The following is a 12,807-nucleotide window of genomic DNA, read 5'->3' on the forward strand; positions in this document are numbered from 1 at the left end:
CGGGCGATACCGTCACCGACGGCGAGCACGGTGCCGACTTCGGAAACCTGGGCTTCATTGCCAAAATTGGCGATCTGGTCCTTGATGACCTTTGAAATTTCTGCGGCGCGAATATCCATGTATTTCTTCCTTTAGCCTTTCATGGCCTGCGATAGGGTGTTCAAACGGGTTTTGATGGAACTGTCGATCATCTGGCTGCCGATTTTCACGACAAGCCCGCCCAATATGGACGAATCGACTGTGGTGGAAACGCTGACATCGCTTCCTACACGTTTCTTGAGCTGGGCCTTCAGCGCATCAATCTGCTTGTCGTCAAGCGGATGAGCGGAAGTGACTTCAGCAGTGATTTCGCCACGGTGACTCGAGGCCAGAGTTGTGAAAGCACGAATGACCGCAGGAATCTGGTCGAGGCGCCGATTGGCGGCAAGCACTCCGAGCATATTCGAGGTCAGACCGTCGAGGCTCAGGCTCTTGGCAATGGCGCCGATAGCCTTGCCGGCATCGTCACGGGAAAGGACCGGGCTGTTGATCAGCGCTTTCAGGTCATCCGATTCGGCCATCGCCGCGCTTAGTGTCGCTAGGCTTGTCTGCACCGCGTCGATGCTGTTTTTTTCTTCTGCAAGGGCGAACAGCGCAGTGGCGTAACGCCCCGCTAAACTCGCCCTGATGCCGCTGGAATGATCCACGCGTTTGCTACTCCCTGACCCGAAACATGGTCTGAAAACCGTTCATGAAATGGTCCGCTTAATGGCGCGAAATCCTGCGATTCCGCTCACGGATGCGCGGCGTCTAGCAACCATTTTGCTGCTATGCAAGATGGCCTTGGGAATCATTTTTTCGGGAAGGCTAAACAGCGGTTTTTTGCGAGTTTCATCGCCGGGTATAAAATATTTGGCTTTGAACGCAAGATACGGGAAGCGGGTTTTACAGGCGCTGTCTAAATCCCTGCCAGCGATCAACAAAGGAACGCGCCTATGACTTATCAGATCACCGGATTGAGCCCCGCTATCGCCAAACCCTTTGCAGGTGCGAGCGAAGCGCAGCTCTCGGCGCTGGGTGCGATCCGGATAACCGCGACCAGCAAACCGGGTTTCCCCTGCCGCATTTCGCTGGAAGATGCCAACGTCGGGGATGAACTCATTCTCTTTCATCACATATCCCACAATGTCGATTCTCCCTATCGGAGTGCCTATGCAATATTTGCGAGAACCGGGCTGAGCGAAGCGGCGCAATATACCGATATCGTGCCCCCGGTATTTCAGGGGCGCTCGCTGGGGATGCGCGCGTTCGGCCGGGACGCCCTCCTGAAGACCGCAAGCCTGGCTGCGCCTGGATATGCAGACGGGGCCATCCGCGCGCTGTTTGAACTGGACGAGGTTGGCTATATAGATGTGCATAACGCAGCACACGGGTGTTTTGTCGCACGGGTGGAGAGGTTCTAGCCAGGATGAAAAACCAGATCGACAATGATCAGGCATGGCGCGCAATGCGCGCGCGCGACCGTGCCTTTGACGGGAAGTTTGTCACGGGCGTCCTGAGTACCGGAATTTACTGTCGCCCTTCTTGCGCCGCTCGCCACCCCAAGCGCGAAAATGTGCGATTTTTTGCAAAAGCAGAGCAGGCCGAGGCAGCAGGCCTGCGTGCCTGCCTGCGCTGTCGTCCCAATGACGTGGCGCGCGACGAGGCGGCGGTGAAGGCTGTGATCGATGCCGTCCGCATGGCCGAGTGCGCGCCGAGGCTTAACGATCTGGCCAGCTTGACGGGCTATTCACCGACTCACCTTCAGCGTATTTTCAAACGCGAAACCGGCCTGTCTCCCGCAGCCTATGCAAGGGCTTTGCGATCCGAAAGGGTCAAGGATGCGCTAGCCGGCGGCGCGTCGGTGACCGAAGCCATATATGACGCAGGCTATGGTTCGGCTTCGCGCTTTTACGGGGAACAGAACAGGGATCGAAAAATGGGCATGACAGCCAATGCTTGGAAAAATGGCGGGGCCGGAGTGACGGTGCACTGGGCCAGCGTCGAGACGTCGCTTGGCCCCATGTTGGTTGCGGCAACGGAGAAAGGGGTGTGTTGCCTGTCTTTCAACGAAGGTGAGAATGAGTTGCGCGGGCGCTTTCCGAAAGCGGATTTGCAGCGAGGGGGGGAAGCTTTTGCCGCTCTTGTCGCGCAGGTGGTTGAGCAGGTCGAAACACCGGGCCGTCCGCATAATATCCCGCTGGATGTGCAGGGCACCGCCTTTCAGGAAGCAGTGTGGCAGGAATTGCGCAAAATTCCCGAAGGCGAAACCCGCAGCTATGCCGATATCGCTGCGGCGATTGGCAAGCCCAGGGCTGTGCGCGCTGTAGGCAGCGCCAATGGAGCGAATAATGTCGCGGTACTGATACCATGTCATCGCGTGGTGCGCAGCGACGGAACGATGGGTGGCTATGCTTACGGACTGGAGATCAAGGAGCGGTTGCTCGAAAAGGAAAAGGAACAATGAACCAAATCGCAAAATTTGCCGCTTTGCATATTCCCGGTGATCCTTTGATCCTGGTCAATATATGGGATGCCGGCAGCACCCGGGCCGTGGCGGCTGCCGGTGCAAAAGCCATTGCAACCGGGAGTTACGGCGTTGCCGGCGCGCAGGGCATGGATGATGGTGAAAATTTTCCGATTGATGCCGCGATTGCGAATCTGGAGCAAATTGTCGCGGTGACCGATCTGCCGGTTTCGATCGATATGGAGGCAGGCTATGGCGATGACCCTGGTGCTGTCGAACAATCGGTCGCGCGCGCCAAGGTTGCCGGCGCATGCGGGATCAACATAGAAGACCGGATGCCGGGCGAAAATATTCTGATTCCGCTATCGGAACAGTGCAAGCGACTGGAGGCAGCGGCGAACTCCGGTCTGTTCATCAATGCGCGCTGTGATGTTTTTCGTGGAGCCACGGACCCGTCGGAATTTTCTGCGCTTGTCGCCGAAGTTCTTAAACGCGGAGCAGACTATGCCCGTTCTGGAGCCAGCGGATTGTTCGTGCCATTTCTTTCGGATCGCGCTTCCATCGGCGAGATTTGTGCAAAGTCTGAACTACCGGTCAATATATTGCGTTCGCCTGACGGTCCCTCGCATGCAGAGTTGAGAGATTTGGGCGTTGCCCGCATCAGTCATGGCCATCAACCATGGGCGGCCGCCATGCGTTGGCTGAAATTGCAGGCAGGCACGGTGTTTGGCGGCGGTGAACCTGACTATTGAGCAAGCATCACTTCATCTTCTGGCATTCATATACCAGCCGCTCATTTGCCTGACTCGGCAATTCCGCTCTAATTGCTTTCACCATATCCTCGATATCGGCCAGTGCCTTCAGATCGTTGGTGCAGGCCTTGTTGCCATATTTGGCACGAATGGTCCGCGCTCTGGTCATCGCGTCGAGGCCCAGAAGGAATCGCTCGGTTGTAAATTCGCTACGATCCGGCTGGAAGCTGCTGATCGTGACCGTTTGCTCCGCATTCGGAACAAATATGCGTGACCATTTGGCGCCATCGCGGCCATATTGGGTGCGGCCATTGACGCAGCCGCCTTCTGCCCAGTCAAATGATAGTTCATTTTGCTGAGAAACCGTGATCCGGCTGCGCTGCGGGTTGATCATGCATTGATATTTGCCGGATCCGGTGGCGCTGCTCTGTTTCGGGACGGGCGTGTCGCCATTCTCCTTCATGGCTATGGCAACACGGTCGTCAATTTCACTGAAGTCGGGCCGGGAGAGGAAGGTGAAGATCGCGCCCAGTAGAAGGAACGCCGCCCCGCCTGCTGCAGCGATCGCAGGGTTGCGTCTGTCCTTGAGCATCAACGCGCCGGCACCGCCCGCTGCCAGCAACGACAGCACCAGCATCAGTGCGGCCATGGCTATCCGGTTCTCGCGCTCTGCGATAATGTCCTGCGATATGCTGGTGCGCAATTTTGTTTCCGCCCGTTCCCGCTTTTCGGTCTCGGCTTTTTGCGCTGCTTCCACTTGGGCGCGGGCTGCGGCCTCGCGTTGTTGCTCCTCAAGGCTAATCTCCGCCGCGGACCGGCAGGGGGTAGCAGTTGCTCCGACCTTCATCCCGGCCTTGCGCAGAAAGGTCAAAATCTCGCGTGCTGATACTGCAAAGCCGAATTCCGCGTCATTGCCGTCGCTGATCGATCCGAAACTGTTCGCGCCCAGTACCCGGCCGCAATTGTCGATCAGCGGCCCGCCGCTATTGCCCGAGGCAATGGGTGCGGTGTGGAGGATCGTGTCAAATTGCTTGGTCGTGCGTCCGCCGGAAACCGTACCGGTGGTCTTGACCGGAGACATAGGAGTAATCAGATCATCGAGATCGAGCCCCTGGGCCCGGTCCACCGATCCGGGATAGCCGACTGCGACGACGTCCGCGCCATCGCCGACCGGGCCGCCAAATATCGTCATCGGTGGCAATCTTCCGCCATCCTGCACCTGAATGAGCGCCAGATCATTGCCCGGCGAATAAGCGATGATCCGCCCGCCATAGCTGGTGCCACCCTGTGACGGGATGATACCGATAACCACCGAGGGCTCCTGTCGTGCAATCTCGACGACATGGGCGTTGGTAACGATCTTGTCGGGCGCGACAGCGAAGCCGCTGCCATGACCGACAAAAGCAACCTTATTGCCATCCTTGGCGGCGAGCACGACCCGGACAACCGAGCGGCTGGCGGCACTGATATCCGCAGGGTCGGCCTGAGCCGGACCAGTAAGCAGTGACGAGCAGAGAAGAATAAAAATCGCGAAAAAGCGTTTCATATACTGGCTTTCGATCAATCGAGCTCCGCACTTGCTGTGGAACCTAAGGCGACTGTAGCGCTACCGAACCCCGAGCGTTGCATCAAGGGCAGAGCATGTCCGCGTCAAACAAAACTATAGGGATCAACATCGACGCCGACCCGCACGGCGCGCGGCCACTCTAGTTTTTCCAGCCAGTTGCGCATGATATCCTGCAGGTCGACCGAGCGCAGGGCATGGACCAGCAGGCGATGACGGTGGCGCCCCCTGAGCATCGCGAGCGGCGCGGGCGCCGGCCCGAACACCGCCAAGCCATCCACCTTTGGCGCGGTTTGCCCGATCAGGCGTGCCGTTTCCATCGCTTCTTTATTATCCTCGGAAGACACGATGATCGCCGCCCAGCGTGCAAAAGGCGGGGCCTGGGCCTGACGACGCGATTCGATTTCGGCGGCGTAAAAGCCATCACGGTCATTCTTGATCAGCGCCTGGATGACCGGTGCACTGGGCATATGGGTCTGAACATAGACATGGCCTGGTTTGTCGGCTCGCCCGGCGCGTCCGGCGACCTGCGCAATTTGCTGGAAGCTGCGTTCGGCGGCACGAAGATCGCCACCTTCCAGCCCGATATCGGCATCGACCACGCCGACCAGTGTCAGATTGGGGAAATGATAGCCCTTGGTCACCAGCTGCGTCCCGACGACAATGTCAATCGCTCCGGCCTCCATCTGGTTGACGAAATCGGCAGCACGCTGGGGAGACCAGATTGTGTCGGAAGTGACAATTGCAGTCCGTGCCTGCGGGAAGAGCATTTTAACCTCGTCGCAAATCCGTTCGACTCCGGGTCCGCACGCGACAAGACTGTCCTCGTCGCCGCATTCCGGGCATTTTTCCGGGATCGGCATGACGTGGCCGCAATGATGGCAGGCGAGGCGGCGGGTCAGGCGATGCTCGACCATCCAGGCGGTGCAATTGGGGCAGTTGATCCGGTGCCCGCAGGTCCGGCACAAGGTCAGCGGCGCGAAGCCGCGGCGGTTGAGGAACAATAGCGACTGTTCCCCGCGCGCGAGATTTTCTTCCAGCGCGTTGACCAGCGTCGGGGCCAGCCAGTTCCCGCGTGGCGGCACATCCTGGGTCAGGTCGAGAGCCTCGATATCCGGCATGGTCGCGCCACCAAAGCGGGCCGGCAGCTCGAGCAATTCATAATTGCCCTGCTCGACCTGATGGCGACTCTCGATCGCCGGTGTGGCGGAGGCCAGAATTACCGGGATTTGCTCGTATAATCCCCGCATGATCGCAACATCCCGGGCGTGATAGCGCACGCCGTCTTCCTGCTTGAAGCTGGTCTCGTGCGCCTCGTCGACGATGATCAGGCCAAGATTGGCATAAGGCAGGAACAGGGCAGAACGCGCGCCGACGATCACCTTGGCATTGCCTTCGGCCAGCGCCCGCCAGTTTTTCTTGCGGTCCGACTGCTTCATGCCACTGTGCCAGGCGAGGGGTTCGGCACCGAAACGGGCGTAAAAGCGGTTGAGAAACGGTTCCGTCAGCGCGATTTCGGGGAGCAGCACCAGCACCTGTTTATCCTGCCGCAAGGCCTCCGCAATCGCTTCAAAATAGACTTCGGTCTTGCCCGATCCCGTGACCCCGTCGAGCAGAAAGGGTTTGAACGCCGATGCTCGCACTGCTTCGATCAGGATATTGCTGACATCATGCTGATCTTCACTGAGATCGACCGGACCAAAATCGGGCTGCGGTTCCGCACTGACAGCGAATGGGGATACTTCTTCCCGGTCAAACACGCCGAGTTTCTCCAGCCCGCGGATCACCGCCACCGACACGCCTGCTTTCTGGGCGAGCTCGCTGATCGTGCCTTGCACGTCGACCAGTTTTTCGAGCGCCTGTTCGCGCTGCGGTGTCATACGGTCGGGCACGGTACCATTCAGCCGATATTCGCTGATCGGACGATTGTCGGCGAAAGCGGCTCCACTGGACAGCACCATGCGCAATACCGATGCCGGCGCGGCAAAATAATAGTCCGCCGTCCATTCGATCAGCCGCCGCAATGGCGCACCGAGAGGCGGCACATCGCGAAGCTCGAGCAGCGGCCGCAATTTTTTTGCGTCAATTTCCTCGACCGGAAAGCTCTCGGCCTCCCAAACAACCCCGGGCACTTTGCGCGGGCCGAGCGGGACCATGACGATCGAACCCGGCTCGACCCGCATGCCGTCGGGGACCCGGTAATCGAGCGGTCCCAGTGCGGCATTAAGGAGGAGTACACGAACGCGATTCATATCTATGCTATAGGCAGGTTATCATCATTCGTCATTCTTGCTTTGGCGAAAACTGGAGAGAGATTATGATCTATCATCGTCGAACGGTTCTGGGTTTGGGAGCGGCCGCCGGATTGCTTGCGCTACCGGGATGTTCGAGCCTGCCGGGGCTTAGTCTCACCGAAGCGATCAAACGGCTGCTCACCTTGTCCTCACAAAATGCCTTTGCCGAGCTGCTCCAGCCAAACGGCTTTTTTGACAGTCAGGTAGCGCGGATTGCGGTGCCGGATTCGCTCGGCGGATCGCGGGTGACAAGCGTTGCAACTGCTTTGCTGCGCTCAAAACCGATCCAAGACCGCTTGCTGAAGCAGGTCAATCGCGCGGCGGAAAGCGGTGCCGAACTCGCCGCTCCGATCGTCGCGGAAACCATCCGCAATATGAGCATCGCCGATGCGGCAGCAATCATCAATGGCGGACCGCGCGCGGCTACCAGCCTGCTGCAGGGGCAGCTCGGCAACACATTGGTCGACCGGATGTTGCCGGGCATTGGCAGCGGCCTGAAGCTGTTCGACAATGAAATTATCAATCTCGTGCTTTCACAAGCCACCCATGTCGATTTTGCCAGCATCAGCCGCGATGTGACCGACAAGGTCAGCGACGCCATTTATCGTTCGATAGGGGCACAGGAAGAATCCATTCGCGCCAATCCGCGTGCCACCAATGATCCCTTGCTGATCGCGGTTCTGGGCGCTCGCAAAGCCTTTTGAGCCAGTAGTTCAAAAGCTATAGGTCATCCCGGTCAGGGCGATGTGCAGCATCCGGTCTTCACCGGTACGGGGAACGTAAAGCCCCATATAGGAAAGGGAAATATCCAGATGGTCGGCGAGCGGCGCCGACAGGCCGGCCTTGCCGCGGACGGAGTTGATCCCGGCCGACTGACCGCCGGATGTCCGGTTCAGGTTGAACAGGAATTCTCCGCTGAAATCCGGCCGGATGTTGCTGTTGCCAATTGGTGCACCGCGAAAGCTGATCCGTTCCCGCAGACGGACATCAACTTGCGTCGATCCGCTGAACATCCGTTCTTCCAGGCGGGTTCGACTGCTCCAATCGCCGCCCAAGGCTTTCCCCATTGCCCAGTTGACCTGCTGGAAGGGCCGTTGTTCGGTACCGGACTTGCGGTGCGCCTGATAATTCTGGAAATGACCATAGCCCATGGCGACGGTGAGTCCGTCAGACACCCTGACCTGTAGCGAACCGCGCGCGAACAGCTGGGCCAGTCCGTCGGCGCTTTCGCTATAGCGTATTCCGCCTTCCGTTATGGCGGATACATCCTGTGTCAGCGGGATTTTTGCAACGGGCAATATCCACAGCTGGGCCTCGTCATCCCGCGCGTGCAGCGGATCAGTGGCAATGCCCTGTGCGACAAGGAAAACCGCCGATGCAGCAATTAATTGACGAAGCACTGGCATTGCTGACCCTTATGGCGATAGAAAGCGGTCACCTAATCAGAAAACTGGATTCGCACCATATGAAATTCTTCCTTGATACCGCCGATACTGCGGAAATCGCTGACCTCGCTGCCACCGGCATGGTTGATGGCGTGACCACCAATCCCTCGCTGATCAAGAAATCGGGCCGTGATATCATGGAAGTGACGAAGGAAATCTGCGGCCTGACCGACGGTCCTGTGTCTGCCGAAGTCGTCGCGCTTGATCACGAAACGATGATGAAAGAAGCGGAAATACTCCGCAAGATCGCCGACAATATCGCGATCAAGGTGCCGCTCACAATCGACGGCCTGAAAACCTGCAAGGCGCTTACCGGTGAAGGCACGATGGTCAACGTGACTTTGTGCTTCTCGGCCAATCAGGCGCTGCTGGCGGCAAAGGCGGGGGCCACATTTATTTCGCCTTTCGTCGGACGGCATGACGACAATGGTCTCGACGGGATGACGCTGATCGAGGATATCCGGCTTATTTATGACAATTATGCGTTCGAGACCGAGATCCTCGTGGCCTCGATCCGCCATCCGATCCATGTGCTGGAATCCGCACGTATCGGTGCCGATGTCGCGACCATGCCGCCGAACGTCATCCGCGGCCTGTTCAAACATGTGCTGACCGACAAGGGCATCGAGGGCTTTTTGAAGGATTGGGAATCAACCGGCCAGAATATCGGTTGATGTCGCCCGTTATTATCCCGAATTGAATCGGCATCCTGAACTTGTTTCAGGACCTCCAACGGCCGGGAGCTATCCCAAGCGGTCCGGAAATGAATTCAGGATGACGAACAGCTTTGTCAAAACCCCTTGGGTGCTGGATCGATCACGGCAAAGCTGCCGTTGCGGATTTCCTGAACCTCGAGCGCGCGCTCCGAAACGCCATCGGCCTTGAACCGGAAGACGCCGTCCAGGCCGATGAAGCCGCCCTTGTCGGTCAATTGATTGATCGGAAAGGGCGATCCCACTTTCCAGTTGCGGGCAACCTTGACCGTCAGCAGCACCGAGTCATAACCGAGGCTCGACAGGCGGAACGGGGCCTTGCCATAGCGGGCGCGATATTTGTCGGCATATTGCTTGTAGAGGCTGTCGGAAACGCTGGCGAACCAGGCGCCACGCATGGCAGGCGCGCCGGCCAGGTTGCTGCTCGTATTCCACAGGTCGGTGCCGAGGATTTTCGCCGTGCCGCTGGCATTTTTGCGAATATAGGGCGCTGCCTTGATGGCCATGTCGCCATTGTCGGCCAGCAGCACCGCTTCGAAATCACCATTCTGGGTCAGTTTCTTGGTCGCGGCTTCGATTGATTTGGAATCGCGGTTGAAGGTCTGGATCGAAACGACGGTACCGCCCACATCCTTCACCTTGCGCAGCAGGGTCGAGGACGCGCGCTGGCCGTAGACACCGTTGGGTACCAGACCGGCAAAGCGCGTCATGCCCTTGGACTTGGCATAATCCACGACGCGACTGATCGACTGGGCAGGGATATGGCCCAGTATATAGACATTATTGCCGGCCACACCGCTATCATTGGAAAAGCTCAATATGGGAACGCCTGCGGGACGGGCGATATTGGCGGTGGTCACGACATTGTCGCTGAGCAGGGGGCCGATGATCAGCTTGTTGCCGTCGCGGATCGCATTTTGAGCCGCCACGGTCACGCCCTTGGCCGTGTCATAGCTGGTCATGCGGATATTTTCCGCCCTGGTATCTAGCAGCGCCATGGTTGTGGCATTGGCGAGCGACTGACCAATGCCGGCATTTTTACCGGACAGCGGCACCAGCAAGGCGATGCGGTGATGTTTTTGATCTTCGGGTAGTCCGGCGGTTACCGGCGGCGGTGCTGGCGCGTCGGTTCGCACCGGTTCGGCACCGCGCGGGACAACCGTGGAACAACCGGCGAGAACAGCAAAAGCGGACACGCTTAGCCATTTCAAAAAGCCACGCCTTCTGGTTTGATCTTGTCCTTGATGTACCTTGTCTGCCATGACTGTCATATGTCTGCTCCTGCCCAATCCGGTCTCTATATCGTTGCTACCCCGATCGGCAACCTCGGAGATTTGTCGCGCCGCGCCGAAGAAACATTGAAAATGGCCGATCTGATTTTGGTTGAAGACACAAGAGTGACCGGCAAGCTTCTGAATTATATCGGTAAAAAATCCAGGATGATGGTCTATAACGATCATAAATCTGCGACCGACCGCGAAAGCATTTTGGACGCGATCAGATGTAAAATTGTCGCACTGGTCAGCGATGCGGGGACGCCGCTGATTTCCGATCCCGGCTACAAGCTGGTCCGCGATGCGCAGGCGGCCGGCCTCTATGTTACAACGATTCCCGGTCCCAGCGCCGCAGTTGCCGCCTTGACCCTGTCCGGCCTGCCCAGCGACCGGTTTCTCTTCGAGGGCTTTTTGCCGAGCAAGACGAAGGCCCGCGCCGAAGCGCTGGATGAACTCAAGGGGCTCAACGCCAGTCTGATCTTCTACGAAAATGGTTCGCGTCTCGGGGCGATGCTGACCGATGCTTTGGCGGTACTGGGTGATCGCAAGGCCGCAGTTGTCCGCGAAATTACCAAAAGATTTGAGGAATGTGTGACGGGTTCGCTGGGCGAACTTGCCAGTCGCTATGAGTCCGAGAAACCGAAAGGCGAAATCGTTGTCGTCATCGGTCCACCCGGCGCGCCGGAAGCGGCGAGCGAGGAGCAGATCGAAGCGGCGCTGCGGGAGGCGCTGGTGCGCCTGCCAGCCTCGAAAGCGGCGGGGGAGGTGGCGCGTGCCTTCAACACCGATCGCAAGACACTCTATGATCTTGCCAATCGCTGGAAGGGCGAAGGTTCGTCATGAAGCGAGAGGCGGCGGAGCAGCGGGGGCGTCAGGCCGAAAAGACCGCAGCCCGCTTCCTGCGCCTGAAAGGCTGGCGGATATTGGGGGAACGGGTACGCACGCCGCGGGGCGAGGTCGATCTGGTTGCCAAACGGGGCGCGCTGGTTGCCTTTGTCGAGGTGAAGGCCCGGACGAAGCTCGAAGATCTGGCAATCGCGATAGACGAACGCAGGCTGAAACGGGTCGCGGCGGCGGTGGAAATTCTCTACCCGCAATATTGCACAAACGGGGAAGATGCACGGATCGACGTAATATTGGTTGCGCCAAGACGCCTGCCTATCCATTTACCCAATGTATGGCATGGATTCTAGAATCTCATGCGGGAGACCGAGAGTCCCGAGCTTGTCGAGGGACGCTTATAGGCTATAGGCATGGTTCTACAGGCTCACTACTAACGGCCATTGGCCCACTGATTGTAAAACGAGAAGAATATGACCCTGAAAATCGCCGTACAGATGGACCCGATGGAGACCGTGAATATCGCGGGAGACAGCAGTTTCGCACTGATGCTCGCCGCCCAGAAACGCGGCCACGAGATTTTTCACTATGACGTGAAGGGCCTGACCTTGCACGCCAATGGTCGGCTGACCACGCCGGCCCATCCGGTGACGGTGCGGCCGGTTATAGGCAATCATTATACATTCGGCCATGCGCTGAATCTCGACCTCGGCAGCGATGTCGATGTCGTGTTGATGCGGCAGGACCCGCCCTTCCATGTCGGCTATATCACCGCGACCCACTTGCTCGAGCGGATCGAGGGCGAGACGCTGGTGGTCAACAATCCGGTTTCCGTCCGCAACGCGCCGGAAAAAGTCTATGTGCTCGATTATGCACAATATATGCCGCCGACCCTGATCACCCGCGATCTTGACGAAGTGCGCGCCTTCCAGAAGCAACATGGTGGTATTGTGGTCAAGCCGCTGCACGGCAATGGCGGCAAGGCAATCTTCCTGGTGCCGGAAGATGGCAGCAATCTCAGTGCCTTGTTCGAGGTATTTAACCAGACTTGGCCCGAACCGCATATGGTCCAGCCCTTCCTCCCCGAAGTGCACCAGGGCGACAAGCGCATCGTGCTGGTCGACGGCGAGGTCGCCGGCGCGATCAACCGCAAGCCCGGCGAAGGTGAATTCCGTTCCAACCTTGCCCAAGGTGGCTATGCCGAGGCAGCGGAACTGACCGAGCGCGAGAAGGAAATCTGCGCCGCTATGGGGCCGGATCTGAAACGGCTCGGGCTGATCTTTGTCGGTATTGACGTGATCGGCGGAAAATGGCTCACCGAAATCAACGTGACCTCACCGACGGGCATTGTCGCGATCGACAAGTTCAACGGCACCGACACGCCGGGGATGATCTGGGATGCGATCGAGCGGCGTCTTGCCGCCAAATAATCTCGCGCCG

At 58.4% G+C, this 12,807-nt stretch carries 14 protein-coding genes; 8 read left to right on the top strand and 6 right to left on the bottom strand.

Going from position 1 to position 12,807, the window contains the following annotated elements; all coding sequences use genetic code 11:
- Positions 1-131: 131 nt before the first annotated feature.
- Positions 132-686 (bottom strand): F0F1 ATP synthase subunit delta, encoded by a 555-nt coding sequence (locus ACN0WX_RS08495; RefSeq protein WP_417621882.1) that lies wholly within the window; start codon positions 684-686, stop codon positions 132-134.
- Between the two features lie 42 nt (positions 687-728).
- Positions 729-962, bottom strand: coding sequence for a hypothetical protein (locus ACN0WX_RS08500; RefSeq protein WP_417621883.1), 234 nt, complete (start codon positions 960-962; stop codon positions 729-731).
- A gap of 12 nt (positions 963-974) precedes the next feature.
- Between ACN0WX_RS08500 and ACN0WX_RS08505 the strand changes: the two genes are divergently transcribed.
- The 3 genes from ACN0WX_RS08505 to ACN0WX_RS08515 are packed head-to-tail and all read left to right on the top strand — an operon-like array spanning position 975 to position 3,237.
- Positions 975-1,442, top strand: coding sequence for a DUF1203 domain-containing protein (locus ACN0WX_RS08505; RefSeq protein WP_417621884.1), 468 nt, complete (start codon positions 975-977; stop codon positions 1,440-1,442).
- Between the two features lie 5 nt (positions 1,443-1,447).
- Positions 1,448-2,485, top strand: a complete 1,038-nt coding sequence (gene ada / locus ACN0WX_RS08510; RefSeq protein WP_417621885.1) for a bifunctional DNA-binding transcriptional regulator/O6-methylguanine-DNA methyltransferase Ada — start codon at positions 1,448-1,450, stop codon at positions 2,483-2,485.
- Complete coding sequence (locus tag ACN0WX_RS08515) at positions 2,482-3,237, top strand: isocitrate lyase/PEP mutase family protein (protein ID WP_417621886.1); 756 nt, start codon at positions 2,482-2,484, stop codon at positions 3,235-3,237. The genes ada and ACN0WX_RS08515 overlap by 4 nt, the downstream gene beginning before the upstream one ends.
- Before the next feature lie 7 nt (positions 3,238-3,244).
- Here the strand turns inward: ACN0WX_RS08515 and ACN0WX_RS08520 are convergent, their stop codons facing one another.
- The gene (locus ACN0WX_RS08520) at positions 3,245-4,783 is read right to left on the bottom strand and encodes a trypsin-like peptidase domain-containing protein (protein ID WP_417621887.1); all 1,539 of its coding nucleotides are present in this window, start codon (positions 4,781-4,783) and stop codon (positions 3,245-3,247) included.
- Between the two features lie 104 nt (positions 4,784-4,887).
- Positions 4,888-7,053, bottom strand: a complete 2,166-nt coding sequence (locus ACN0WX_RS08525; protein ID WP_417621888.1) for a primosomal protein N' — start codon at positions 7,051-7,053, stop codon at positions 4,888-4,890.
- 65 nt (positions 7,054-7,118) lie between these two features.
- Here ACN0WX_RS08525 and ACN0WX_RS08530 point away from each other — a divergent pair, with 65 nt between their 5' ends.
- Positions 7,119-7,799: a DUF4197 domain-containing protein gene (locus ACN0WX_RS08530; protein ID WP_417621889.1), complete on the top strand. Its 681-nt coding sequence runs from the start codon at positions 7,119-7,121 to the stop codon at positions 7,797-7,799.
- Positions 7,800-7,808: 9 nt separating this feature from the next.
- Here ACN0WX_RS08530 and ACN0WX_RS08535 read toward each other — a convergent pair whose 3' ends face one another.
- Positions 7,809-8,495 carry a DUF2490 domain-containing protein gene (locus ACN0WX_RS08535; protein ID WP_417621890.1) on the bottom strand — a complete coding sequence of 229 codons (687 nt, stop codon included), beginning with the start codon at positions 8,493-8,495 and terminating at the stop codon, positions 7,809-7,811.
- Positions 8,496-8,560: 65 nt separating this feature from the next.
- On the opposite strand from ACN0WX_RS08535, the gene fsa reads away from it, so the two are divergent.
- On the top strand, positions 8,561-9,214 hold the full coding sequence (fsa, locus tag ACN0WX_RS08540) for a fructose-6-phosphate aldolase (RefSeq protein WP_417622429.1): 654 nt from the start codon (positions 8,561-8,563) through the stop codon (positions 9,212-9,214).
- A gap of 116 nt (positions 9,215-9,330) precedes the next feature.
- Here the strand turns inward: fsa and ACN0WX_RS08545 are convergent, their stop codons facing one another.
- Positions 9,331-10,524, bottom strand: coding sequence for a penicillin-binding protein activator (locus ACN0WX_RS08545; RefSeq protein WP_417621891.1), 1,194 nt, complete (start codon positions 10,522-10,524; stop codon positions 9,331-9,333).
- Between ACN0WX_RS08545 and rsmI the strand changes: the two genes are divergently transcribed.
- From rsmI to gshB, 3 genes are all read left to right on the top strand, one after another.
- On the top strand, positions 10,525-11,370 hold the full coding sequence (rsmI, locus tag ACN0WX_RS08550; protein ID WP_417621892.1) for a 16S rRNA (cytidine(1402)-2'-O)-methyltransferase: 846 nt from the start codon (positions 10,525-10,527) through the stop codon (positions 11,368-11,370).
- Entirely contained in the window at positions 11,367-11,720 is a 354-nt protein-coding gene (locus ACN0WX_RS08555) for a YraN family protein (RefSeq protein ID WP_417621893.1), read from the top strand. The genes rsmI and ACN0WX_RS08555 overlap by 4 nt, the downstream gene beginning before the upstream one ends.
- 120 nt (positions 11,721-11,840) lie before the next feature.
- Entirely contained in the window at positions 11,841-12,797 is a 957-nt protein-coding gene (gene gshB, locus ACN0WX_RS08560) for a glutathione synthase (RefSeq protein WP_417621894.1), read from the top strand.
- Positions 12,798-12,807 lie beyond the last annotated feature (10 nt).

The sequence above is a fragment of the Parasphingorhabdus sp. genome, assembly GCF_048269915.1.
Lineage (GTDB): Bacteria > Pseudomonadota > Alphaproteobacteria > Sphingomonadales > Sphingomonadaceae > Parasphingorhabdus.